The sequence below is a fragment of the Pseudomonas sp. CFBP2511 genome, from assembly GCF_030209255.1.
In the GTDB taxonomy this organism is placed as follows: Bacteria; Pseudomonadota; Gammaproteobacteria; order Pseudomonadales; family Pseudomonadaceae; genus Aquipseudomonas; species Aquipseudomonas avellanae.
On sequence record NZ_JARVSI010000001.1, the window covers coordinates 170,337 to 194,982 of the forward strand.

Sequence of the window (24,646 nt, forward strand, 5' to 3'; positions counted from 1 at the left end):
TTATTTCGGCCCAAAATAAGGAAATCTGCTCAGGCGTTCTGGACATCCGGAACGGCTCCGGCTCAAACAATAACGACACCATAGGGATAATGGTATGAATAGCTTGTTAGCCAGTATCGATTCTTCAAGAGCAATGCCTGTTCTGGAAGATATTACCCAACACGAAATTTCTGCCCTCAAGACCCGTTTCAACCTGGCCGATGCCCACACGCACCAGGATCAGAGCGACACCCAGCGCATGATCGTCGCCAGCCTGCCCGAGCTGTGGTATCAGGCGCAGAACCAGACGCAATACCAGAGTGAGCAGGCTTTCATTCGTGCCTTTTTTACCTTCCACGGACAGCACCATGCCCTGAAGCGCCACGACGAGATTTACCTCGTTTACGCAGCCTCCATCGCCATGCACATTACCGCAACGTACCTGCGCAAGAACACCCTGAGTGTGGGCCTGATCGAGCCGTGTTTCGATAACCTGCACGATCTGTTGAAGCACATGGAAGTGCCCATGTCACCGCTGGATGAAAGCCTGTTCAGCTCGTCGAGCGAGGTGTACGCAAACCTGCAGAAAGCGGCTATCGGGCTGGACGCCATCTTTCTTGTGGACCCCAATAATCCGACCGGCTCAAGCCTGTTTGCCGACGGCCCGGACACCTTCGTGGAAGTGGCCAGGTACTGCCGGGATTACAACAAACTGCTGATACTCGACTTCTGCTTCGCCTCGTTTTTCATGGCCGCAGGACGCGAGCGCGTGGACGCGTACGCGATACTCGACGATATCGGCACGCGCTATCTGATCATGGAAGACACCGGCAAGACCTGGCCCCTGCAAGACACCAAATGCGCCACGCTCATGGCCAGCAAGGACATCAACGCCGAGATCTACAGCATCGTCACCAGCGTTCTACTGAACGTCTCACCGTTCATCCTCAACGTGGTGACGCGCTATATCGAAGACAGCAACGACGATGACTTCAACTCCGTGCGCTCTGTGCTGGAGGTCAACCGCCGCAGGGCTCGAGACTGTCTTGAGGGCAAGGTGTTGAAGTACATGCAGCCGATGATCGACACCAGCGTCGCGTGGTTCGAGATTCTGCCGGCAGGTATCGACGCCGATGAGCTGCAAACATATCTGCTGCAATGGGACGTCTACGTGCTGCCGGGTAAATACTTCTATTGGAGCCAGCCCGAAAAAGGTCAGCGTTACATTCGGCTGGCGCTGGCACGTAAACCGGAAGAGTTCGATGCCGCCGTCCAGATGATCGCCCATGCGCTGGAGCATTTCCATGTCTGAGCGATCCATGTCAAACCTGCGCCTGCCAATGATCGACGCAACGGTTTTCATGGGTATGCACCATGCAGACCCTGGCGTGCGCGACAAATGCCTGGGGTTTTTCTCGCGTTTCTACACAAGCAGCGTGCAGATGAATTTCGCCCAGGTAGGCATCTGCGACGCCATTATCTGGAAGAAAAGCCGAGCCCTGCAGGACGTTTATTACCCGTTCATGGATGTGCTGCATACCGACATGGCCATCCAGCGCCAGGGCTGCAGTGAACAGGTACTCCAGCGCGCTGCCAATGACTCGCTGTTCAAGGGCTTGCCCGCCGAGAAGAAACTGCTCGCGGCGCAGGTGCTGGAGCACGAACTGCCGTTTTATACCCACGACCTGGAGTTGCTGCGCCTGCAGGTGTTGCAGCCTTTCCTCCAGCCGTTTGAAAACACGCCCGAACGGCCTGCGTTCCCGGAGATGCTGCAACGTCTCTATGAGCAGTCGTGCGCCCTGGTGATCCGCAATGAGGACTTCCAACATGTCGGGTAAAAGCATTCTGGTGCCGCTGATTACGCCCCTGAACGAGCAGGAACAGGTCTGCGAAACAAGCCTGAAACGTCTCCTTAACAGCCTGGCACCCCACGTAGATGGCTACATCCCGTGCCTGACCTCTGGAGAGGGCTGGCGGCTGTCGCGCCAGCAATGGCTGCAGATGCTGGAAATGACGCTACGGCATGCAGGCGACAAGCTGGTCATCGCCGGGATTGAACGCAGCTCCACACAAGAGGTGCTGGACTTTGCCCGGCTGGCTCAGGAGGCAGGCGCGCAGGCAGTCATGTTCACCTCGCCCTTCACACCCGGCATCAGCCAGCAGGCGATTATCGACCATTACCAGGCCATTCATGACGCGACGCAGCTGGACATCTTCATGTACAACGAGGCCGCGTTGTCAGGTAACGAAAAGTCCTTAGCCACCCTCAACGCCATTGCCCGGTTGCCCAGGGTCATCGGCCTCAAGGACTCACCTTCGATATCTCGCCCACAGGATCAGGTGGACGCGATTCGGCAACAGGGCGTCGACTACTTCATCGGCTGGGAAACGCAACTGGCAGGGGAGCTGGAGTCAGATGGCAATGTGGTTTCTCTCGCCAATCTGGAACCACTGCTCTGTCGGCAAGCAACTGTCCGGCAACAGCCAGCGCTCAGTCACGAAATCGCGACGCTTAACGAACGTTATCTGCTGAGCGCGCCGGACTGGTACGCCCAGATCAAGCGCGAGCTCAAAGCCCGTGGCGTGATCAACAGCGACCGGGTTCTGACCGGGGAGGCGGCGTGATGGAAAGCATGCACAAGCAACTGTTTCTGGCCAACCGGGCGCTTATCGAAAAGCTGGTACCCATCCCCCGGGAAATTCTTGCTTTCGAGCAAGGCTGGATCGACGACGCCATCGAACGCAGCATGACAGCGGATGCTCCGGCCGACCTCGCCAGCCTGCGCAGGAAGCTGGTTGAACTGGTCGAACTGGAGAGCAGCGAAGTACCGCCCAGCGCCCAGTACGTCGCCACTGACATGACGCTCGACGAGTTCCGGATTCTGGTTCAGGAGTTTGCCCTGGATGGCCTGACCGAAGCGCAGGTCTTCTACCACCTGATGCCAAGACTCAGCCTGCCCGCGCAGATGCCCATGCTGCGCATGATGATTGACGAGTTCGGCTCGGGAAATCTCAAACGCTCGCATACCACGCTCTATCAAGACTTGCTGAGCGAACTGGAAATGCCGCTGGACCTGCCGTTCTACGTCGAGGCCAATTCCAGCGCCGGCTTCACGTTTCCCAATATGTTCTGCTGGCTGGCGATGCGCGCCGACGACCCGTCATGGTTCGCTGGGGTCATCACCTACTTCGAGACTGTGGTGCCGTTCTTTTTCGAGTGTTACACCCAGCTCTGCGAGCGCTTGCAGATACAGGCTCACACTTACTATTCGGAACACGTTCATATCGACGTTTTCCATGCCATCGAGGGTCAGCGCCTGCTCAAGGCCATGGACGTCAGCGGAGATCTGGACCCGGTGAAAGCCTGGCGCGGTATCTGTATGGGCCGCGAGATCACCAATTCGGCGTTCGACATGGCCGTAGACAAGGCCCGTCGTCTCAAGCATTTCAACAAGGAGGCGATCCTTGAACGAGCCTGCTGAGTTTCGACGCCCAGAGGCCTTCACCGTGCGCATCGATCAGGAGGAGTATCGCGTGCCGAGCAACTGCCCGCACCGTGAAGGATGGCTGGAGCATGGGGTGGTCAATGAACAGCGCAGGTCCATCACCTGCCCCCTGCACTTTTCGGTGTTCAGCCTGGAAACCGGCGAGCAGTTGAGTGGCCCGCCGTGTGGCCGGTTACAGGTGCAGCGGCTCAAGTAACACCTTGAGTACCGGCTGAATAACAGCGCCTTGCGGCAGAGTTTGCTTCTGCCGCGCAGGCGTTATTTCAGGCGCAGGAAGCGTTTCAATTCTGCACCCTGGGCAACGGCGTCGTGACGGCCCAGTTCAATCAGCTCGCTGCAGTAGCCCGACTCGAACAACAAATAGCTCAGCACACTGGCACCACTGCTCTTGGTCGCGCCTGGACCGCGCATGAAGGTTCGCAGTGCGGGGGGCAATTCGCGGCGGTGCCGGGCGGCGATTTCGTCCAGTGGGCGGCTCGGTGAAATGACCAGCACTTCGACCGGCTCCATGCCCGGTTGCCTGATCTGATCATCGGGCAGCAACGAACTGGCCATGTTCAGGCGTTCCAGCAACTCGATATCGCTTTCCAGATTGTCAATGAACGTGCTGTTGAGCATATGGCCACTGATCTGTGCCAGCGTTGGCTGCACACCAACGGGCAGGCGCGGTGCCGGTCGTTCGGTTTTAAGCCCGCGCGGGTTGCCACTGACGCCTACGACCAGAACACGATTGGCCCCCAGGTGCAGCGCCGAGCTGATCGGCGCCGACTGACGCACCGCACCGTCACCAAAGTATTCATCGTCCAGCATCACCGGGGCGAACAGCAACGGAATGGCTGAGCTGGCGAGCAGGTGATCCACGGTCAGTTGTGTCGGACGACCAATGCGCCGATGGCGCAGCCAGGGTTCGATGGTGCCGCGGCCTTGATAGAACGTGACCGCCTGGCCTGATTCGTAACCAAATGCGGTCACCGCCACGGCGCGCAAATGATGAGCGTCAATGGCGGCTTCGATACCGGAAAGATCCAGCCGCTCGTTGAGCAGGTCCCGCAACGGCGAGCTATTGAGCAGGGCAACCGGAATATTGCGCCCGAAGCCCATCAGGCTGCGGCCAAAAAACCGGCTGGCCTGATGAATGACCCCGCCCCAGTCGCTGCGTAAAACCTGATGGCTGCGAAATGACTGCCAGAACTCGGTCAACTGGTGAATGGCAATCCGAAAATGCAGGGCGCCACTGGCCAGCTTGACGGCGTTGATGGCCCCGGCAGAGGTGCCGACGATGACTGGAAAGGGGTTCGGCGACCCGGGCGGCAACAGGTCGGCAATGCCTGCAAGTACGCCCACCTGATAAGCGGCACGAGCACCGCCACCTGACAAAATGAGCCCGGTCACAGGCTCGACATCACTTACAGCACGGGTCACTACTGCGGGATCTGGCATCTACAACGGACCTCGGTGATCAACGACGCTTTTTATTTATGTTTCTTGTATAGCTTCGGTTCACCGGCCGGGCGACTTTTGAAACGTCGATGGGCCCAAAGATACTGTTCCGGGCATTCTGTGATAGCCCTTTCTACCCATTGATTGATGCGCAGGCAATCGGCTTCGTCGCTTTCACCGGGAAAATCTTCCAGCGGCGGATGAATCACCAACCGATAGCCGCTGCCGTCGGCCAGGCGCTGCTGAGTGAACGGCACCACTTGGGCGCGCCCCAGTCGGGCAAACTTGCTGGTCGCGGTCACGGTTGCCGCCTGAATGCCGAACAGCGGCACGAAGACGCTCTGTTTGGCGCCGTAGTCCTGATCCGGCGCGTACCAGATGGCACGCCCGGCACGCAGCAATTTGAGCATGCCACGTACGTCATCGCGCTCGACAGCCAGTGAGTCAAGGTTGTGACGTTCGCGCCCGCGACGCTGGATGAAGTCGAACAGCGGGCTCTTGTGTTCGCGGTACATGCCGTCGATGGTGTGCTGCTGGCCCAGCAGCGCTGCGCCGATCTCAAGCGTGGTGAAGTGCAGCGCCATGAGAATCACGCCCTCGCCCTTCTGCTGGGCATGTTGCAGGTGCTCGAGCCCTTCGACATGGGCGAGCTTCGCCAGACGCGACCTGGACCACCACCAGCTCATGGCCATTTCAAAGAAGGCGATGCCTGTAGAAGCGAAGTTTTCCTTCAGCAAGCGCTTGCGCTCGGCCGCAGACAAATGAGGGAAACACAGCTCCAGATTGCGCGACGCAATATTTTTTCGATCAGTGGCCACGCGATACATGACTGCCCCCAGCGCCCTGCCGATGATCAGCAGAACGCGAAACGGCAACTGGACGATCAGCCACAAAAGCCCCAGCCCCAGCCACAATGGCCAGAAACGAGGGTGAAGGAAACTGGCTTTAAAGCGCGGGCGATCCATTTGGGCTTCCGTCAGAACAAAGGCCGAGCATTCTACAACGGTTCTACCCGCTTGCGGCTCGCGGGCGTTCTCGCTATAAGTCACGGCACTTTTAGCGACAAGCTGTTGTGTATATCAACCATGAGCCAGATTGAATCGCAAAACCCTGAACCTGTATTTCAGCTCAAGGGCAGCATGCTTGCCATCACCGTGATGGAGCTGGCCCGAAGCAACCTTGAAGCGCTCGACAGGCAACTGGCCGCGAAAGTGGCCCAGGCCCCCAATTTCTTCAGCAATACGCCATTGATCCTGGCCCTCGACAAGCTCGCGCCCAACGAAGGCCCAGTGGACCTGCCGGGACTGGTGCGCATCTGTCGCCAGCACGGCCTGCGCACGCTGGCCATCCGCGCCAACCGGATCGAAGACATCGCAGCGGCCATTGCCGTCGATCTTCCGGTACTTCCGCCGTCTGGCGCACGTGAGCGCGTTATCGACCCGATTGAAGCCGAAGCGCCGAAGAAACTTCCGGAAAAACCGCCCGAGCCGCTCATCAAGCCTACCCGGGTGATTACCTCCCCGGTGCGTGGCGGCCAGCAGATTTATGCTCAGGGCGGCGATCTGGTTGTCGTCGCGCCTGTCAGCCCAGGTGCGGAACTTCTCGCCGATGGCAACATCCATGTGTATGGCCCGATGCGCGGCAGAGCACTGGCAGGAATCAAGGGCGACACCAAGGCACGCATCTTCTGTCAGCAACTGAGCGCCGAGCTGATTTCCATTGCCGGGCAATACAAGGTTTCCGAAGACCTGCGCCGAGACCCGTTATGGGGCTCGCCCGTGCAGGTCAGCCTGTCCGGTGATGTGTTGAACATCATTCGTCTTTAACGGATACTGCCGCAATTTTCAAAGCATCTCTGATTCGTCGCGAAAATGTCGTGAAGGCTGTAGGAAATTCTGACAAGCACTGCTTGGCAGTCGGTATATGAGTCGAAAGTAATAGCTTAACGCTACCTTTCCAGGATCAAGCCTCGTGATTTCCAGTTCTTCGACAAACGCTGCGCCAGGAGATGCTCTTCAGGGACTAAACGTCCTTTTCCTCTAGGGGTGATTCACCTTGGCCAAGATTCTCGTAGTTACATCCGGCAAGGGTGGTGTGGGCAAGACCACCACCAGCGCCGCTATCGGTACAGGCCTCGCATTGCGCGGCCACAAGACAGTCATCGTCGACTTCGACGTCGGCCTGCGTAACCTCGACCTGATCATGGGTTGCGAGCGTCGTGTCGTGTATGACTTCGTCAACGTGGTCAATGGCGAAGCCAACCTGCAACAGGCGTTGATCAAGGACAAGAAGATCGAAGGCCTGTTCGTACTGGCCGCCAGCCAGACCCGGGACAAGGATGCACTGACCAAGGAGGGCGTTGAAAAAGTCCTCATGGAGCTGAAGGAATCGTTCGAATACATCGTCTGCGACTCGCCGGCGGGTATCGAAACCGGTGCTCATCTGGCGATGTACTTCGCTGATGAAGCCATCGTCGTGACCAACCCGGAAGTCTCGTCGGTACGTGACTCCGATCGCATGCTGGGCCTGCTGGCCAGCAAGTCGCGTCGCGCCGAGCGTGGCGAAGACCCGATCAAGGAACACCTGCTGCTGACCCGTTACAACCCTGAGCGAGTCAGCAAAGGCGAGATGCTCGGCGTTGAAGACGTCAAGGAAATCCTTGCCGTTACCCTGCTCGGCGTGATCCCGGAGTCGCAGGCTGTCCTCAAGGCCTCCAACCAGGGCGTTCCGGTTATTCTGGACGACCAGAGCGACGCCGGTCAGGCCTACAGCGATGCCGTTGACCGCCTGCTGGGCAAGGACCGGGAGCATCGCTTCCTGGATGTACAGAAAAAAGGATTCTTTGAACGTCTGTTCGGGGGTAACTGATGAATATTTTTGACTTCTTTCGTGACCGCAAAAAAGAAAGCACGGCTTCGGTAGCGAAAGAGCGTCTACAGATCATCGTTGCGCACGAACGCGGCCAGCGCAGTACCCCGGACTACCTTCCTGCACTGCAGAAAGAGCTGGTGGAAGTGATCCGTAAATACGTCAATATCGAGTCCGATCAGGTTCAGGTTGCTCTGGAAAGCCAGGGCAGCTGTTCGATTCTGGAACTCAATATCACCCTGCCAGATCGCTGATCAGGCAATCGCTTGCGGCGGTATCGGTGCACTCCTCATGGGGCTGCGCCTTTACCGCCGTTGGCGTTTCTAGCGCTTCGAGGCCGTTGCATGCCGTTGTCGAACATCCGCATCATTCATCAGGACGCTGCCGTTCTGGTGATCGATAAGCCTACCCTGCTGCTTTCCGTCCCCGGCCGCGCCGATGACAACAAGGATTGCCTGATTACCCGCCTGCAGGAAAACGGCTACCCCGAAGCCCGAATTGTCCATCGTCTGGACTGGGAAACGTCCGGCATCATCCTGCTGGCCCGTGATGCTGACACGCATCGCGAACTGTCGCGTCAGTTTCACGATCGCGAAACCGAGAAAGCCTATACAGCGCTGTGCTGGGGCCAGCCGTCGCTGGACAGCGGCAGCATAGACTTGCCGTTGCGTTACGACCCACCGACCAAGCCGCGACATGTGGTGGATCACGAAGCAGGCAAGCACGCGTTGACGTTCTGGAAGGTTGTAGAGCGGCATGACAGTCATTGCCGGGTGGAACTCACGCCGATTACCGGCCGCTCGCATCAATTGCGTGTGCACATGTTGTCGATCGGGCATCCGCTGCTGGGCGATGGCCTGTATGCACATCCCGAGGCGCTGGCCGCGTATCCACGCCTGTGCCTGCATGCCAGCATGCTGAGCTTTACGCATCCTGGGACTGGCGAACGCTTGACGTTTGAATGCCCCGCGCCGTTTTGAGGGGTTGCTAAACACCCGGACTGGCTCTCATGCAAACGCGCTCACAAGGTAAGCGTTCGGCCCAGTCACCTCTCGTCCCGCGCACTCCAACGCTCATCTTTATACGCAAATCTGACTGATTATCGTACCGACGCTCTGCGTCCTCTTTGTGGCGCTCCGCGTCACACAAGGGTTCTGCGATGTCAGGTAGATTTCAATAAGACTCAAGTCACCTTTTCGCCCCTCGGCGACTGACTTTGAAGGATCAAAGTCAGCAAAATCCCCGCTCCGTTTTCCGGGATCATCGAGACGCGTGCATAACGACGAACGCAACCCAAGGCAGCAAATGAGCCAATGCGGTAAACTCGCGCCATTGCTGTCTGGAGCTATTTATGCGCGACGAGTTGAACAAAGGCCTCATCGATTTCCTCAAGGCCTCACCTACCCCTTTTCATGCCACCGCCACCCTTGTGCAACACTTCGAAGCCGCGGGTTTTCAGCGTCTGGACGAACGCGACACCTGGGCCATCGAGACCGGCGGCCGCTATTACGTTACCCGTAACGATTCTTCCATTGTCGCCATCAGAATGGGTCGCCAGTCGCCATTGACCGGCGGCATCCGTATGGTCGGCGCGCACACCGACAGCCCGTGCCTGCGGGTCAAGCCGCAGCCGGAATTGCAACGCCAGGGCTTCTGGCAACTGGGTGTCGAAGTCTACGGCGGTGCGCTGCTGGCACCGTGGTTCGACCGCGACCTGTCGCTGGCCGGGCGTGTCACGTTCCGTCGCGATGGCAAGGTTGAAAGCCAGCTGATCGACTTCAAGCTGCCAATTGCGGTCATTCCCAATCTGGCCATCCACCTGAACCGTACGGCCAACGAAGGCTGGGCGATCAATCCGCAGAACGAACTGCCGCCGATTCTTGCGCAGGTGGCTGGTGATGAGCGCGCAGACTTCCGCGCCCTGCTGACGGACCAACTGGCACGCGAACATGGCCTGAACGCCGATGTGGTGCTCGATTACGAGTTGAGCTTCTACGACACTCAGAGCGCAGCGGTGGTCGGCCTCAACGGTGATTTCCTGGCGGGCGCTCGTCTGGACAATCTGCTGTCGTGCTTCGCCGGGATGCAGGCACTGCTCAACACCGAGAGCGACGAAACCGCCCTGCTGGTGTGCACCGATCACGAAGAGGTCGGCTCGTCTTCCGCTTGTGGCGCAGACGGTGCGATGCTCGAGCAGATCGTTCAGCGCCTGTTGCCAAGCAGCGAAGATTACGTGCGCACGATTCAGAAGTCGCTGCTGATCTCGGCCGATAACGCCCACGGCATTCATCCCAACTACGCTGACAAGCACGACGCCAATCATGGTCCCAAGCTCAACGCCGGGCCGGTGATCAAGGTCAACAGCAACCAGCGTTACGCCACCAACAGCGAAACCGCCGGTTTCTTCCGTCACCTGTGCATGGCCGAAGAAGTCCCGGTACAAAGCTTCGTGGTGCGCAGCGACATGGGTTGCGGCTCGACCATCGGACCGATCACTGCCAGTCATCTGGGTATTCGCACGGTAGACATCGGCTTGCCGACGTTCGCCATGCACTCGATCCGCGAGCTGGCCGGCAGTCATGATCTGGCGCATCTGGTCAAAGTGCTGGGCGCGTTCTATGCCAGTCACGAGCTGCCATAACCCGCAACGTTGAAACACCTGAGTTGCGGGCGACATCAGGTGCCCGCAACGCCTGTTTCAGTTGTCTCGGACCATCGCGCGCACATGAATAGCATCATGACGCCAGTATTCGAGGTCACAGTCGATCAACCGATCTTTGCGATCATAATTGACACGTGCAATGCGCAGGCCCGGGCTGCCAAGCGAAACCTTCAGGGCGGCAGCCGCGTCGGCATGCAACGCGGTCGGCACCACATCAAAACGTACCTGCCCGTAATGCACGTCATAACAGCGGGCATATAGCTCGGTAAGAGACTCGTTCAGGTCGTGATCAAGGATACCGGGGAATAATTCCGGCCTCAGGTAATGCTCGACGTAGAGCACCAGCCGCTGATCGATACGCCGGGCGCGGCAGATCTGAATCACGCTCGACAGTGCAGGCAGCTCCAGCATTTCGCAGATCATCGCTGAAGCCGGTTGCAGACGCGCCGACAGCAACTGAGTGTGCGCCACCCTTCCCTGCGCGCAGACCATCGCGTGAAAATGACTGCGCCGAATCAGGTCATAGGCCAGACGCGGCGGCGAGATGAACCAGCCGCGACGTTCTTCCCGATAGATCAGCCCCTGAGCCTCCAGTTGCAGGAGGGCCTCGCGCAGGGTGATGCGGGTGGTGTCGAACACCTCACTGAGCTTGCGCTCGGCAGGCAGTTTGCTGCCGTGCGGCAACAGGCCATGTTCGATCTGCTCCTGCAAGGCACTGCAGATCGTCGTTACCGCTCGTGGCACATCTTCGCGCATTCTGTACCTGCCTGGACTAGACCAGCCCTCTTGCGGAGCACACATCAGTGCGACAACCGCCCTTGACTCCATCGCCGCAAGCCTAGGCTGGCCAGATGACTGTCGTGTGACAGAACGAATCACGAACCATGCCAACTGCGCTGAAAATTGCTCTCAAAGCCCTGCAAAGCAAGCACTTGCCCATGGTCTACGCTTAGCGCCAGGCAACCCTTAGCCGCATGAAAAAGGTCCTTCCCTACTGCATCCGACACGAAAATGTCATGCAACAGGCCTAAGTTGGCTCAGGTATTGCTGATCTAGACCAAACAATCCGCAACGAACACTTCTGGCAAAAATGAAGTGCACTAGGAGCTCCGAATGAAACATCTTTTGTTGGCATCACTCCTCGGTTCAGCCATGGCAATGAGTTCTTTGGTCATGGCTGCGGACACAGATCTTAAAACGCTGGAAGCGGCGGCCAAGGCCGAAGGCGCGGTCAACAGCCTCGGCATGCCGGATGACTGGGCGAACTGGGGCGGCATCTGGAAAGACCTGGAAGCCAAATACGGCCTCAAGCACATGGACACAGACATGAGTTCGGCCCAGGAGATCGCCAAGTTCGAGGCTGAGAAAGACAACGCCAGCGGTGACATCGGCGACGTCGGCGCTGCGTTCGGTCCCATAGCGACCGCAAAAGGTGTGACCCAACCCTACAAGCCAACCACCTGGGAGCAGATTCCGGACTGGGCCAAGGACAAGGAAGGCCACTGGGCGCTGGCCTACACTGGCACCATCGCCTTTATCGTCAACAAGAACCTGCTGCACGGCTCTGAAATTCCAAAAAGCTGGGCTGACCTGAAAACCGGCAAATACAAAGTCTCGATTGGTGACGTGAGCACCGCCGCGCAAGCCGCAAACGGCGTGCTGGCCGCTTCTTTCGCCATGAAAGGCGATGAAAGCAACATAGAGCCAGGCTTGGCACTGTTCACCGATCTGGCCAAGCAGAAACGCCTGTCGCTGGCCAACCCGACCATTCAGACCATCGAAAAAGGCGAAATCGAAGTCGGCGTGGTCTGGGACTTCAACGGCCTGAGCTACCGGGCCAAGATGGCCAAACCGGATGACTACGTGGTGCTGATCCCGTCGGACGGTTCGGTGATTTCCGGTTACACCACCATCATCAACAAATACGCCAAGCACCCGAACGCCGCCAAACTGGCCCGTGAATACACCTTCAGCGATGCCGGTCAGATCAACCTGGCCCGTGGTCATGCACGCCCGATTCGTGCCGAGCACATCAAGCTGCCTGAAGACGTACAAGCCAAGTTGCTGCCGCACGAACAGTACAAGAACGTAACACCGATCAAAGATGCAGCAGCCTGGGAAAAGACTTCCAAGGCCCTGCCTCAGAAGTGGAACGAACAAGTCATCATCGAGATGAACTGATCCTCCACTGCGACTCAAGGATGAAGTCGTGTCCACCGGGCGAGCGAGTCTCGCCCGTTTTGCCTAAGCGAGTCGCCCATGAAACACAACGTCATCCTGATCGTGCTCGATGGCCTCAACTACGACGTGGCGCGCCACGCGATGGGCCATCTTCAGGCCTGGCATGATGCCGGCCGGGCAGCGCTGTACAAACTGGAGTGCGAGTTGCCCGCCCTCTCCCGCCCGCTGTATGAATGCATATTGACCGGGGTCGCGCCTATCGACAGCGGTATCGTGCATAACAACGTCTCGCGCCTGTCCCGCGAACGCAGCATCTTTCACTATGCCCGCGACGCCGGGCTGAGCACCGCAGCGGCGGCTTATCACTGGGTCAGCGAACTGTACAACCGCACGCCGTTCGACACGGCACGCGACCGCCACACCGACGCACCCGACCTGCCGATTCAGCATGGTCTGTTCTACTGGGCCGATCACTACCCGGACTCGCACCTGTTCGCCGACGCCGAAAGCCTGCGGCTGAAACACGCGCCGAATTTTCTGTTGATCCACCCCATGAATATCGACGACGCCGGGCACAAGCACGGTCTCGACACTGCGCAATACCGCAACACCGCCCGCAACGCCGACATCATTCTGGCTGACTACCTGCAACGCTGGCTGGACGCCGGTTATCAAGTGCTGGTGACCGCCGACCACGGCATGAACAATGACCGCTCGCATAACGGCCTGCTGCCGGAAGAACGCGAAGTGCCGCTGTTCGTGCTGGGTGATGCGTTCAGCCTGAATGTCGATGCAGCGCCGCGCCAGACTGACCTGTGCGGCACGATCTGCGAACTGCTCGGTGTACCTCACGATAAACCGGTCTGCCGGGAGATGCTCAATTGACCCGATTTTCCCGAGGCAAATGGCTGGGGCTGTTGTGCCTGCTGCCCTTTGCCGTGTTTTTCATCGTATTTCAGATAGCGCCGCTGCTCTGGGTGGCGATCCACAGCCTGCAAAGCGATGCCGGCTGGGGCTGGGAAAACTTCACCAGGGCGTTCAGCTCGAAGTTCTACCGTCAGGCGATCCAGTACAGCCTGGAGATCAGCTTCTGGTCGAGCCTGTTCGGCATCATCATCTCCGTGCTGGGCGCCTATTCGCTGCGCAAGGTGGACTCGCGGCTGCGCGACTTCGTCAACTCGTTCGCCAACATGACCAGCAACTTTGCCGGCGTTCCACTGGCATTTGCCTTCATTATCCTGCTGGGCTTCAACGGCGCACTGACCCTGATCCTCAAGCAGACCGGAATCATCGATGACTTCAACCTGTATTCCAAGACCGGGCTGATCATCCTTTACACCTACTTTCAGATCCCGCTTGGCGTGCTGCTGCTCTACCCGGCATTCGATGCCGTGCGCGAGGACTGGAACGAGTCGGCGGCGCTGTTGGGGGCCAGCAGTTATCAGTTCTGGCGCTACATTGGCCTGCCGGTATTGACCCCGGCGCTGCTCGGCACGTTTGTGATTCTGCTGGCCAATGCGCTGGGCGCCTACGCCACGGTATATGCCCTGACCACCGGCAACTTCAACGTGCTGCCGATCCGCATTGCCGCGATGGTGGCAGGCGATATTACTCTGGACCCGAACATGGCCAGCGCCCTGGCGATGATTCTGGTCGGGCTCATGACCCTGGTGACGGTGATCCATCAGTGGCTGTTGAAGAGGAGCTACCATGTCTCGCGCTGAACGAAGGCCCGCGGGCATTTACCACAAGTCCGTGGTTTACCTGTTGTTCCTGATCCTGTTGCTGCCGCTGGCCGGGACCTTTCTGTACTCGATTTCCACCAGTTGGTCGGCGACCATTCTGCCCAGCGGCCTGACCTTCAAGTGGTACGTGGCGCTGTGGAGCGACCCGCGTTTTCTGGCAGCATTCGGCCAGTCGTTGCTGGTTTGCGTCGGTGCGTTGATCCTGTCGGTGGTGCTGATACTGCCGCTGCTGTTCGTGGTGCACTACTACTTTCCGCGCCTCGACGGGCTGATGAACATCCTGATTCTGCTGCCGTTTGCGGTACCACCGGTGGTGTCGTCGGTAGGCTTGCTGCAACTCTACGGCTCAGGGCCGATGGCCATGGTCGGCACGCCGTGGATTCTGATCGGCTGCTATTTCACCGTTGCCCTGCCCTTCATGTACCGCGCCATCACCAATAACCTGCAGGCCATCAACCTGACCGACCTGATGGACGCCGCCCAACTGCTCGGGGCCAGTACCTGGCAAGCGGCGTTTCTGGTGGTGCTGCCCAACTTGCGCAAAGGCCTGATGGTTGCATTGCTGTTGTCGTTCTCCTTTCTGTTCGGCGAGTTCGTGTTCGCCAACCTGCTGGTCGGCACCCGCTACGAAACCCTGCAGGTGTACCTGAACAACATGCGCAACAGCAGCGGTCACTTCAACAGCGCGCTGGTGATCTCTTATTTCCTCTTCGTGCTGGTGCTGACCTGGGCCGCCAATCGACTGAACAAGGACAAAGACTGAGATGAGTTTTGTCAGCATTGAAAACCTGCAGAAAAGCTACGCCAGCACGTCAGTGTTCAGCGACATCAACTGCCGCATCGCTAAAGGCGAGTTTGTCACCCTGCTTGGCCCGTCGGGCTGTGGTAAATCCACCTTGCTACGCTGCATTGCCGGGCTGACGCCGGTCAATAGCGGGCGCATTCTGCTCGATGGCAATGACCTGGTGCCGCTCACGCCGCAAAAACGCAATATCGGCATGGTGTTCCAGAGTTACGCGCTGTTCCCCAACATGACCGTGGAGCAGAACGTCGCGTTCGGCCTGCGCATGCAGAAAGTCAGCGCAGACGACAGTGAACGGCGCGTCGCCGAGATCTTGCGGATGGTCGAGCTGCATGATTTCGCCAAGCGCTACCCGCATCAACTGTCCGGCGGGCAATGCCAACGCGTGGCCCTGGCGCGTTCACTGGTTACCCGCCCGCGCCTGCTGCTGCTCGATGAACCGCTGTCGGCGCTGGACGCGCGGATCCGCAAGCTGCTGCGCGAACAGATACGTGCCATTCAGCGCGAATTAGGCCTGACGACCATTTTCGTGACCCACGATCAGGAGGAAGCGCTGACCATGTCTGACCGCATCTTTCTGATGAACCAGGGCCGGATCGTACAGAGCGGCGATGCAGAAACCCTCTACACCGCGCCGGTCGACGTGTTTGCCGCCGGTTTCATCGGCAACTACAACCTGCTGGAAGCCGAAGACGCCACGCGCCTGATGCAGCGCCCGATTGCCAGCCGCATCGCGATCCGCCCTGAATCGATCCAATTGAGCCTGACCGGCGAACTGGAAGGCCAGGTTCGCAGTCACAGTCTGCTCGGCAACGTCATCCGCTACCGGATACAGGCGCGTGGCGTGGACCTGGTGGTCGACGTACTCAACCGCAGCGCCGAAGACCTGCACCCGGACGGCCGACGCGTTACGCTGAACATCGAGCCCTCGGCGCTGTGCGTTCTGAACTGACAGCACCTAACGCCTGGCTTCACTTGCAGCTTGAAGCTTGAAGCTGATCTAACAAATATTGAGGATAAGCACACATGCCCCTGGCAATTTTCGACCTCGACGAAACCCTGATCGGTGGCGACTGCGCTACGCTCTGGAGCGAGCAGATGGGTCGCCTGGGCTGGGTCGACCCCGAATCGTTCATGCAGCGCAACCACGAACTGATGGACGCCTACAGCGCTGGCAAACTGGCGATGGAAGAGTTCATGGCCTTCAGCCTGGAGCCTATGGCGGGTCGTACGCCGGAAGAAGTCGATCATCTGGTCGGCCCGTGGGTCGAGGATGTCATCGAACCGATCATCTACAGCGACGCCTGCAAATGTATTGCTCAGCATCGCGCCAAAGGCGACCGGATTCTGGTGATCTCGGCGTCAGGTGTGCACCTGGTAAAACCCATCGCAGAACGACTGGGGATCGACGAAGTGCTGGGTATCGAACTGGACGTGCAACATGGCGTGTACAGCGGTGCCACAGTCGGCGTGCTGACCTACCGGGAAGGGAAGATCACGCGGCTGATGGAATGGCTGGATGCCGAAGGGGAAAACCTCGAGGGCGCAAGCTTCTATTCGGATTCGCGCAATGACCTGCCGCTGCTGCTCAAGGTTGACCACCCCAATGTGGTCAACCCTGATCCTGTCTTGCTGGAACATGCACAGCAGGCTGGCTGGCCGGTGCACACCTGGGTCTGAATCAGGCGCGTCTCTGAATCAGACCAGGCTTTCGTCAATTACCAGCACGATCTTGCCGGACACCTTGTTGGTCGCCAGTTCCTCGAACGCCGCTTCGGCATCCTTGATCGCAAAGGATTTTGCCAGTTGCGGCTTTAAGCGGCCTTCGGTGAACAGCGGCCAGACGTGCTGACCCAGATCGCTGATCAGATCGGCCTTGAACGTCTCATCGCGACTGCGCAACGTCGAGCCCATCAACTGGATGCGCTTGCCCAGCACATGCGCCAAGTCCACTTTGGCCTCACGCCCGCTCATGATGCCAATCAGCACCCAACGGCCGTCCAGAGCCAGCAGCTTGACGTTGAGCTCGGCGTAATTGGCGCCGACCGGGTCAAGGATGACGTTGAACGGTGCAAAATCGTTCAGGCCCTCAAGGCTTTCGCTGCGCACCACACCGCCCTGCGCACCCAGTTCGACGCAATAGGCCAGACGCTCGGTCGAGCCGACGCTGACCCAGACCGGGTTGCCGAACGCTTTGCAAAGCTGAATACCGGCTGAACCAACCCCACTTGCGCCCGCGTGCAACAATACTTTTTCACCCGGCTTCAAACCGGCGAGCTGAAACAGGTTCAGCCATGCCGTTGCGTACACCTCGGGAATCGCGGCAGCTTCGTGCAGTGACAGACCTTCCGGCACCGGCAGAACATGCCGCCCGTCAACCACCACTTCCTCGGCCATCGCACCGCCCGCCAACAGCGCGCAGACGCGGTCACCGACCAGCCACGAGGTGCCCGGACCGACTTCGGCGATCACCCCCGAACACTCCAGGCCCAGCGTCGCGGTGACGCCCGGCGGCGGCGGATACATCCCCGCACGCTGTAAAAGATCGGCCCGATTCAAACCCGCCGCAGCCACTTTGATACGTACCTGCCCCACATCAAGGGCCGGACTTGGCTCCTCGACCCATTCCACATGTCCTTCAACGCCTTGCAATGCCTTCACGGTGCCTCCATAGTGAGTCCAGACTGAGCCCGTGGCTGTTTTGCCCGGGCTTTTGCATTATGCGGCCGGGTCCAACGGAACCGGCGACCTCACAGACGGCCTAATATGCGTTATCAATTGTCCTCGCGTCGAATCAGCATGAAGCAACTACTCCCCAGCACTGCCCTCGCACTGTTTGTCGGCCTTGGCGTATTGCCGATGTCAGCCAGTACTTTTGCCGCCAACAGCTGGGATAACCTTCAGCCGGATCGCGACGAAGTGATTGCCAGCCTCAACGTCGTTGAGCTGCTCAAGCGACATCACTACAGCAAGCCGCCCCTGGACGACAAGCGTTCGGCCATTATTTATCAAAGCTACATCAAGCAACTGGACCCCTCGCGCAGCTATTTCATGGCCAGCGATATTGCCGAATTCGACAAGTGGCAGTTCCAGTTCGATGACTTTCTGAAAAGTGGCGACCTGAACCCGGGCTTCACCATCTACAAGCGCTACCTGGACCGCATCAAGGCGCGTCTGGACTTCGCGCTGGCTGAATTGAGCAAAGGCGTCGACAAGCTCGACTTCAATACCAAGGAAACCCTGCTGGTGGACCGCAAGGACGCCGCATGGCCCAAGGACACGGCCGAGCTAGACGAACTGTGGCGCAAGCGCATCAAGGATGAAGTCCTGCGCCTGAAGATCGCCGGCAAAGACCCCGCGAAGATTCAGGAAACCCTGACCAAACGCTACAAGAATCAGCAGGCGCGCCTGAACCAGACCCGCGCCGAAGATATCTTTCAGGCTTACATCAATACCTTTGCCATGTCTTACGACCCGCATACCAACTACCTGTCACCGGACAGCGCGGAGAACTTCGACATCAACATGAGCCTGTCGCTGGAAGGCATCGGTGCTGTGTTGCAGAGCGATAACGACAACGTGAAAATCGTGCGTCTGGTGCCGGCAGGTCCGGCGGCCAAGACCAAGCAGGTCGCCCCCGCCGACAAGATCGTCGCCGTTGCCCAGGGCGACAAGGAAATGGTCGATGTGATCGGCTGGCGCCTGGACGAAGTGGTCAAGTTGATCCGCGGTCCGAAAGGCTCCGTGGTGCGCCTGGAGATCATCCCGGCCAGCAATGCACCGAATGACCAGACCAGTAAAATCGTGGCCATCACCCGTGAAGCGGTGAAACTTGAAGAGCAGGCGGCCAAGAAGTCGATTCTGCACCTCAAACAGGATGGCAAGGACTACAAGCTCGGCGTCATCGACATTCCCGCGTTCTATCTGGACTTCAAGGCCTACCGTGCAGGCGATCCGGAATACAAGAGCACCACCCGCGACGTGAAGAAACTGCTGACCGAACTGCAGACCGAGAAGGTCGACGGCGTGGTCCTGGATCTGCGCAACAACGGTGGCGGCTCGTTGCAGGAAGCGACCGAGCTGACCAGCCTGTTCATCGACAAAGGTCCGACCGTGCTGGTGCGTAACGCAGACGGCAAGGTCGATGTGCTGGAAGATGAAGCCAAGGGCGCGTTCTACAAAGGCCCGATGGCATTGCTGGTCAACCGCTTGTCGGCGTCGGCTTCGGAGATTTTCGCGGGTGCCATGCAGGACTACCACCGCGCGCTGGTGATCGGTGGCCAGACCTTCGGCAAAGGCACCGTGCAGACCATTCAGCCGCTTAATCACGGCGAACTGAAGCTGACCCTGGCCAAGTTCTACCGCGTTTCCGGCCAGAGCACCCAGCATCAGGGCGTGGTACCGGACATCACTTACCCGTCGCTGATCGACACCAAGGAAATTGGTGAGAGTGCGCTGCCCGAGGCCATGCCATGGGACAGCATCAAACCGGCCATCAAGCCGGCGATCGATCCGTTCAAGCCGTTCCTGGCGCAGTTGCAGTCACGTCATGAAGCACGCTCGTCGAAAGACGCCGAGTTCGTGTTCATCGAAGATCGCCTTGCACTGGCCAAGAAGCTGATGAACGAGAAGACCGTCAGCCTCAATGAAGCCGACCGCCGCGCCGAGCACGCGTCCATCGAAGGCAAGCAACTGGCGCTGGAAAACACTCGCCGCAAGGCCAAGGGTGAAGAGCCGCTCAAAGAGCTGAAAAAGGAAGACGAAGACGCGCTGCCTGTCGAAGACGAGAAGACCAAGCCCGAGGACGATGCCTACCTGGCAGAGACCGGGCGTATTCTGATCGACTACCTGGGGTTGAGCGCTGCGGTCGCGAAAAAATAAGGCGGGTTCATTGATGGCTATTTAGCGTCAAGGTCATCAAACAGTCATGAAGCTGTCGTGAAATACGGGGCTGAACGCGAAAGCGCTCAGCCCTTTTTATTGCACGACGCTTTATTACCCCACAGAGACGACCATGACCATCACTGAACAGCTGAGCGCACTGAGTTCCATTCTGGCTCGTAGTGATTTGCACAGCCTGTTCCAGCCCATCGTCTCGCTGTCGGAGCGCCGGATTCTGGGTTATGAAGCCCTGACGCGCGGCCCGTCCAACAGCCCGCTGCACTCGCCCCTCAACCTGTTCGCGATTGCCCGTCAGGCGGGCCGTCTGAGTGAGCTTGAATTGAGCTGCCGTGAAAGCGCCTGCCGTCGTTTCAGTCAGCAGAAATTGCCGGGCAAGCTGTTTCTCAACGTCTCTCCCGAATCACTGCTGGAAACCTCTCATCCGCCGGGCCGCACGCTGGAAATGCTGCGCCGTTACCAGATCGCGCCCAAGGATGTGGTGATCGAGTTGACCGAGCAGATGCCCACCGATGATTTCGACCTGCTGTACAACGCACTGCACCACTACCGTGACATGGGCTTTTCAATTGCTCTGGACGATTTGGGCGCGGGTTATTCCAGCTTGCGGCTGTGGTCGGAACTGCGCCCGGACTACGTGAAGATCGATCGGCACTTTATCGACGGCATTCACCAGGATGCGGTGAAACGCGAGTTCGTCGGCTCCATGCTGCAAATGGCCAAGGCTTCCCGCGCGACCGTGATCGCCGAGGGCATCGAGTTGCCGGAAGAACTGGCAGCCCTGAAAGACATGGGCGTGGACCTGGTTCAGGGCTATCTGCTGGCGCGCCCGCAGGAGCGTCCGCCACGCGACACCCGAACCATGCTGCCCAAGGCAGAAACCGCCAGCGCCCCGTTGAACGAAGAAGCAGCCGACCTTTCTGCCCTGCTCAACCCGCAGCCTTCGGTGAGCCAATCCACGCCCACTGCACAAGTGCTTGAGGCGTTCCGCAGGCAGGCCAACCTCAATTCACTGGCGGTGCTGGATGATGAAGCCAGGCCCTGCGGGATTGTCCATCGGCACTCGCTGTCCGAAGCCCTGCTCAAGCCATTCGGCACCGAGCTGTTTGCCCGTAAACCGATCAGCCGCCTGATGAGCGATGACTTTCTGGCGGTCGAAGTCAGCCAGTCATTGCAGCAGGTCAGCCGCTTGCTGACCAGCCGTGCCCGGCAGCGCATCGAAGAGGATTTCATCATTACCGCCAACGGCGCCTATCTGGGGCTCGGCCGGGTGATCGATGTGCTCAAGCTGATTACCGAGATGAAGATCCAGCAGGCGCGATACGCCAACCCGCTCACCCTGCTGCCTGGCAACGTGCCGATCCAGCAATGCCTGACCCGCCTGCTGCAACAGGGCCGTGAGTCGATGATCTGTTACGTGGACATCGACAGCTTCAAGCCCTTCAACGACATCTACGGTTACGCCCGTGGAGACGAAGTGCTGCTGTGCCTGGCGCAGTGCCTGAATGATCGCGTTGATCCGAGCCGGGACTTTGTCGGGCATATCGGCGGGGATGACTTTCTGATGGTGTTAGGCTTCGAGGACTGGGAACGGCGTCTCAAAAACCTGCTGGATGACTTCCAGAACCAGTGCCGCCGGTTCTACCGCGCAGAACACCTGGAAGCCGGCTGCTTCATCGCCCTTAATCGTCAGGGGCAGCGTCAGGACTTCCCGCTGCTGTCGCTGTCGATTGGCGTGGTGCACCTGCACGAAGAGAGCTGCGCCTATATCGACGCCAGCCAGTTGGCCGATCTGGCCTCACAAGCCAAACACTTCGCCAAAGACGTGGCTGGCGCGAGCATTCATGTCATCGACTCGACACGAATGGATCTACTGATGCAGGCGTGAGGGCAGACGAGATGGGCTTGCTTACGAACAGGCCTGTGCACGCACTGAATACCCACTGATCAGGTCAGCCCGCCTTCGCGAGCAAGCTCGCACAGATTCGCTGCATCTGTGGGAGTAGCCGGGCGACGCTTCGCTTGCTCACGAAGGGGCCGATATAGCCACTGAAGATTCGGGACGTGACCCTCCACGATAACGGCCCTACTGCACTTCCACTTCCGGGTAGCTGTACTCGAACACTCGAACCACTTCCGAGGCGTGCCACGATGCAGCGGCGATGCCGTCCGACGGGCCAGAGAAGCGCCCGAGGCGCTCGGCGCACTCGAAAAAGCCCGGGCGTGGCAGTCGGCTTGCGCCCTGGCTGATCACCAGCGAACTGCGCAGGGGTTGTTCTGCGCGGGCGTCCATGGCGGCCAGATGTTCAAGGGCCGCCGTCAGCGTCTGCATCGCCGGGGTGGGCAGTTGCAGGCGCTCCAGCAAGGCGCGATAGGTCAGCAAATGACGCTGCCGACGCGCCTGTGTGAGCTCATTCAGCAGCCCGTCCCAGTGCTGCCGACTGATGCGCACGCTCACGACTCACCTCGCCAGCCCGCAACGCCCAACTCCCATGCCAGGCTGCGTTTGATCGCAGCGTCGGGTTCACGCGTGCCGTTTTCGATCAGTTCCAGGTAGGACGGGCTGATGCCGACGGTACGGGCCAGGCTGGCCACTTCAAGGCCTTTGGCCTCACGCAGGGCACCCAACTGGTCAAAACCTGGAAGTTCGCTGGCGGCGCTGCCGGGCGGCTCAGAAGCCGCTTGTGCACCCCGCTTGCCCGACAGCCCGGCGGCCTTGAGCAACGCCTGATACTGGGCCCACGGCAGCACTGCATATTCAGGCTCCCCGTCACGAGAAATCACTTGAAGATCCATAGAGTCACCTTGCACTACACGGCCGCCTACTGATCAGGCTTGATTCATAGGTTGGCATCTTAACAGTGGAACGCTATGGCCAGTGTTCAATCCGTGAGACTTATACCCCACCCCGCTCTTTTTCCAGCAGCGCCTGAGTCTTGGGCAGTTGCTCGACCACGATCAGCTTTTCGGGCGATTGCTGCGCCCGCCAAGCGCGAAAAGCATCCAGCTCGTCGCTCAGGTGCTTGGTGACCCAGGCCAGTACGGCAATGTCATCGAGCATTCCCAAGCCAGGAATCCAGTCAGGAATCGCGTCCAGCGGGCTGAGAAAATACATCAGGCCCGCGACGATGGACAAAATCGCCTTGGGGCTGATGCTTCGGTACTCGCCACGCCAGTAGGCCAGACACAGGGCCTGCAGCAAACGCAGGTCTTCCTTGAGCTTGCCCAGACGATTGCCTTCACTGTTGCCCTTGCGTGCCACCGCAAACAACAGCCCCGGCAGCCGCCCCGCTGCCAACAGACGCCGGGCTCCGGGCAGATAACGGATCAAATTCCACGGTGCTTTCATACCCACTCCCGCTCAGCAAAACTCTGTCGATAGACGAAGCCCCTGCGGCCCCGCCTGGCTATTAATACAAGCGCTGACACAAGGTTATCCACAATAATTGTGGATAACCTTGTGAACAGCCGCTTTTTTCCCGCCTCAAGCCCCCGTTTTCGGGGGGCCGCAGTCAAATCGGGCGTTTTTTACTCACAAAAAAGTCCCGAAAAAACGTTGACCTGCCGTCACCATTTAAGCATGCGCATTCATCTTGACGGACTGTCGGACAATACGCAGACCCGCTGGCACAGCTGCCATGATAGTGGGACTGTCCGAATGACCAAGCGTTCGGGAAATAAGCCAGACACAAAAACGCCCTGTCGAGACAGGGCGTTTTCTGTAGCCAGGTGCTGTGTTACTTCTTGGCTGGAGCCGATGCAGCAGGTGCTGCGTCTTCTTCTTCGTCGGCGTCAGCGCCAACAGCCGGAGCAGCCGCCGGGTCTTTGATGCCGAGCAATTCGAGGTCAAAGACCAGAACCGAATTGGCCGGGATCGCCGGGCTCGGGCTCTGGGCACCGTAAGCCAGATCACTAGGGATGAAAAGTTTGACCTTCTCGCCTACGTGCATCAGTTGCAGACCTTCGACCCAACCCGGGATAACGCCGCCAACCGGCAGATCAATCGGGCTGCCGCGTTCAACGGAGCTGTCAAACACCTTGCCGTCAATCAGCTTGCCTTCGTAGTGAACAGTCACAACATCAGTCGGCTTTGGCTGAGCGCCATCAGCTTTCTTGATGATCTGATACTGCAAGCCGGAAGCGGTGGTAACCACGCCATCCTTCTTGCCGTTCTCTTCGAGGAACTTCTTGCCGGCTGCCGATGCTTCTTCACTCATCTTCGCCAGACGCTCTTCGGAACGCTTCTGCAGCGCAGAGAAGGCCTCAACCAGCTCTTCGTCCTTGAGTTTCTGATCTTTCTTGCCGACGGCGTCTTCGATACCCAGGGCTACAGCCTTGGAATCGAGATCATCCATGCCTTCCTGAGCCAGGCTTTTGCCCATGTTCAGACCGATGCCATAAGACGCTTTTTGTGCTGGAGTTTTCAGCTCTACGGTGCTGGCCTGCTTATCACAACCTGCGAGTACCAGACCGACCAGGGCAATCGCCGCTGCCAACCGATGCTGTTTCATGCTAATTCCTTGTTCATGCGCCAAAAGGGCAAACGAGTAAAGCCGCGAGCTTA

General features: G+C 58.9%; 26 protein-coding genes. 18 read left to right on the plus strand and 8 right to left on the minus strand.

Annotated elements, in window-relative coordinates; genetic code table 11:
- Positions 1 to 94 precede the first annotated feature (94 nt).
- From QRN38_RS00750 to QRN38_RS00770, 5 genes are read left to right on the plus strand one after another with little or no spacing between them, the layout of a single operon-like run.
- Entirely contained in the window at positions 95 to 1,291 is a 1,197-nt protein-coding gene (locus QRN38_RS00750) for an aminotransferase class I/II-fold pyridoxal phosphate-dependent enzyme (protein WP_007245823.1), read from the plus strand.
- A gap of 7 nt (positions 1,292 to 1,298) precedes the next feature.
- Positions 1,299 to 1,817 (plus strand): DUF6190 family protein, encoded by a 519-nt coding sequence (locus QRN38_RS00755; protein WP_024668316.1) that lies wholly within the window; start codon positions 1,299 to 1,301, stop codon positions 1,815 to 1,817.
- A complete protein-coding gene (locus QRN38_RS00760; RefSeq protein ID WP_005770480.1) occupies positions 1,807 to 2,604 on the plus strand; it encodes a dihydrodipicolinate synthase family protein in 798 nt (265 codons plus the stop codon). Before QRN38_RS00755 ends, QRN38_RS00760 begins: the two co-directional genes overlap by 11 nt.
- On the plus strand, positions 2,604 to 3,461 hold the full coding sequence (locus QRN38_RS00765) for an iron-containing redox enzyme family protein (protein ID WP_007245820.1): 858 nt from the start codon (positions 2,604 to 2,606) through the stop codon (positions 3,459 to 3,461). Before QRN38_RS00760 ends, QRN38_RS00765 begins: the two co-directional genes overlap by 1 nt.
- The gene (locus QRN38_RS00770) at positions 3,445 to 3,681 is read left to right on the plus strand and encodes a Rieske (2Fe-2S) protein (protein ID WP_005770478.1); all 237 of its coding nucleotides are present in this window, start codon (positions 3,445 to 3,447) and stop codon (positions 3,679 to 3,681) included. The genes QRN38_RS00765 and QRN38_RS00770 overlap by 17 nt, the downstream gene beginning before the upstream one ends.
- Before the next feature lie 62 nt (positions 3,682 to 3,743).
- On the opposite strand, the gene QRN38_RS00775 is transcribed toward QRN38_RS00770, so the two are convergent.
- Both QRN38_RS00775 and QRN38_RS00780 read right to left on the minus strand, forming a co-directional pair.
- Entirely contained in the window at positions 3,744 to 4,925 is a 1,182-nt protein-coding gene (locus QRN38_RS00775; protein WP_057417610.1) for a patatin-like phospholipase family protein, read from the minus strand.
- Positions 4,926 to 4,957: 32 nt separating this feature from the next.
- Positions 4,958 to 5,890: a lipid A biosynthesis lauroyl acyltransferase gene (locus QRN38_RS00780; protein WP_005770476.1), complete on the minus strand. Its 933-nt coding sequence runs from the start codon at positions 5,888 to 5,890 to the stop codon at positions 4,958 to 4,960.
- Positions 5,891 to 6,010: 120 nt separating this feature from the next.
- Here QRN38_RS00780 and minC point away from each other — a divergent pair, with 120 nt between their 5' ends.
- From minC to QRN38_RS00805, 5 genes are all read left to right on the plus strand, one after another.
- Entirely contained in the window at positions 6,011 to 6,751 is a 741-nt protein-coding gene (minC, locus tag QRN38_RS00785) for a septum site-determining protein MinC (protein ID WP_005770475.1), read from the plus strand.
- 229 nt (positions 6,752 to 6,980) lie between these two features.
- Entirely contained in the window at positions 6,981 to 7,793 is an 813-nt protein-coding gene (gene minD, locus QRN38_RS00790) for a septum site-determining protein MinD (protein ID WP_003382726.1), read from the plus strand.
- Positions 7,793 to 8,047: a cell division topological specificity factor MinE gene (gene minE, locus QRN38_RS00795; protein WP_002552653.1), complete on the plus strand. Its 255-nt coding sequence runs from the start codon at positions 7,793 to 7,795 to the stop codon at positions 8,045 to 8,047. Before minD ends, minE begins: the two co-directional genes overlap by 1 nt.
- 90 nt (positions 8,048 to 8,137) lie before the next feature.
- Positions 8,138 to 8,773 carry an RluA family pseudouridine synthase gene (locus tag QRN38_RS00800; protein WP_005770474.1) on the plus strand — a complete coding sequence of 212 codons (636 nt, stop codon included), beginning with the start codon at positions 8,138 to 8,140 and terminating at the stop codon, positions 8,771 to 8,773.
- A gap of 371 nt (positions 8,774 to 9,144) precedes the next feature.
- Positions 9,145 to 10,434, plus strand: coding sequence for a M18 family aminopeptidase (locus QRN38_RS00805; RefSeq protein WP_007245816.1), 1,290 nt, complete (start codon positions 9,145 to 9,147; stop codon positions 10,432 to 10,434).
- Between the two features lie 57 nt (positions 10,435 to 10,491).
- Here the strand turns inward: QRN38_RS00805 and QRN38_RS00810 are convergent, their stop codons facing one another.
- A complete protein-coding gene (locus QRN38_RS00810; protein WP_005770472.1) occupies positions 10,492 to 11,211 on the minus strand; it encodes a UTRA domain-containing protein in 720 nt (239 codons plus the stop codon).
- A 357-nt stretch (positions 11,212 to 11,568) separates the two neighbouring features.
- Here QRN38_RS00810 and QRN38_RS00815 point away from each other — a divergent pair, with 357 nt between their 5' ends.
- The 6 genes from QRN38_RS00815 to QRN38_RS00840 all read left to right on the plus strand — a co-directional run bounded on the left by QRN38_RS00815 (position 11,569) and on the right by QRN38_RS00840 (position 16,863).
- Positions 11,569 to 12,636, plus strand: a complete 1,068-nt coding sequence (locus QRN38_RS00815; RefSeq protein ID WP_005770471.1) for an ABC transporter substrate-binding protein — start codon at positions 11,569 to 11,571, stop codon at positions 12,634 to 12,636.
- Between the two features lie 78 nt (positions 12,637 to 12,714).
- Positions 12,715 to 13,521 (plus strand): alkaline phosphatase family protein, encoded by an 807-nt coding sequence (locus QRN38_RS00820; protein ID WP_005770470.1) that lies wholly within the window; start codon positions 12,715 to 12,717, stop codon positions 13,519 to 13,521.
- Entirely contained in the window at positions 13,518 to 14,360 is an 843-nt protein-coding gene (locus QRN38_RS00825) for an ABC transporter permease (RefSeq protein WP_007245814.1), read from the plus strand. The genes QRN38_RS00820 and QRN38_RS00825 overlap by 4 nt, the downstream gene beginning before the upstream one ends.
- Positions 14,347 to 15,144 carry an ABC transporter permease gene (locus tag QRN38_RS00830; protein ID WP_005770465.1) on the plus strand — a complete coding sequence of 266 codons (798 nt, stop codon included), beginning with the start codon at positions 14,347 to 14,349 and terminating at the stop codon, positions 15,142 to 15,144. Before QRN38_RS00825 ends, QRN38_RS00830 begins: the two co-directional genes overlap by 14 nt.
- A gap of 1 nt (position 15,145) precedes the next feature.
- Complete coding sequence (locus QRN38_RS00835) at positions 15,146 to 16,135, plus strand: ABC transporter ATP-binding protein (RefSeq protein WP_005770464.1); 990 nt, start codon at positions 15,146 to 15,148, stop codon at positions 16,133 to 16,135.
- A 74-nt stretch (positions 16,136 to 16,209) separates the two neighbouring features.
- A complete protein-coding gene (locus tag QRN38_RS00840) occupies positions 16,210 to 16,863 on the plus strand; it encodes an HAD family hydrolase (protein WP_003382736.1) in 654 nt (217 codons plus the stop codon).
- 18 nt (positions 16,864 to 16,881) lie between these two features.
- Here the strand turns inward: QRN38_RS00840 and QRN38_RS00845 are convergent, their stop codons facing one another.
- Positions 16,882 to 17,844: an NAD(P)H-quinone oxidoreductase gene (locus QRN38_RS00845; RefSeq protein ID WP_005770462.1), complete on the minus strand. Its 963-nt coding sequence runs from the start codon at positions 17,842 to 17,844 to the stop codon at positions 16,882 to 16,884.
- A gap of 138 nt (positions 17,845 to 17,982) precedes the next feature.
- On the opposite strand from QRN38_RS00845, the gene QRN38_RS00850 reads away from it, so the two are divergent.
- Positions 17,983 to 20,064 carry a carboxy terminal-processing peptidase gene (locus tag QRN38_RS00850; RefSeq protein WP_174518569.1) on the plus strand — a complete coding sequence of 694 codons (2,082 nt, stop codon included), beginning with the start codon at positions 17,983 to 17,985 and terminating at the stop codon, positions 20,062 to 20,064.
- Positions 20,065 to 20,197: 133 nt separating this feature from the next.
- Positions 20,198 to 21,970 carry a bifunctional diguanylate cyclase/phosphodiesterase gene (locus QRN38_RS00855; RefSeq protein WP_005770458.1) on the plus strand — a complete coding sequence of 591 codons (1,773 nt, stop codon included), beginning with the start codon at positions 20,198 to 20,200 and terminating at the stop codon, positions 21,968 to 21,970.
- A 198-nt stretch (positions 21,971 to 22,168) separates the two neighbouring features.
- Here the strand turns inward: QRN38_RS00855 and QRN38_RS00860 are convergent, their stop codons facing one another.
- The 4 genes from QRN38_RS00860 to bamJ form a co-directional block, all read right to left on the minus strand.
- Positions 22,169 to 22,540: a hypothetical protein gene (locus QRN38_RS00860; protein ID WP_005770456.1), complete on the minus strand. Its 372-nt coding sequence runs from the start codon at positions 22,538 to 22,540 to the stop codon at positions 22,169 to 22,171.
- Complete coding sequence (locus QRN38_RS00865; protein WP_005770454.1) at positions 22,537 to 22,878, minus strand: helix-turn-helix domain-containing protein; 342 nt, start codon at positions 22,876 to 22,878, stop codon at positions 22,537 to 22,539. The genes QRN38_RS00860 and QRN38_RS00865 overlap by 4 nt, the downstream gene beginning before the upstream one ends.
- 100 nt (positions 22,879 to 22,978) lie before the next feature.
- The gene (locus QRN38_RS00870; protein WP_005770452.1) at positions 22,979 to 23,431 is read right to left on the minus strand and encodes a YkvA family protein; all 453 of its coding nucleotides are present in this window, start codon (positions 23,429 to 23,431) and stop codon (positions 22,979 to 22,981) included.
- Positions 23,432 to 23,819: 388 nt separating this feature from the next.
- On the minus strand, positions 23,820 to 24,593 hold the full coding sequence (gene bamJ, locus QRN38_RS00875) for a BamJ family beta-barrel-assembly machinery protein (RefSeq protein WP_005770450.1): 774 nt from the start codon (positions 24,591 to 24,593) through the stop codon (positions 23,820 to 23,822).
- Positions 24,594 to 24,646: the final 53 nt, after the last annotated feature.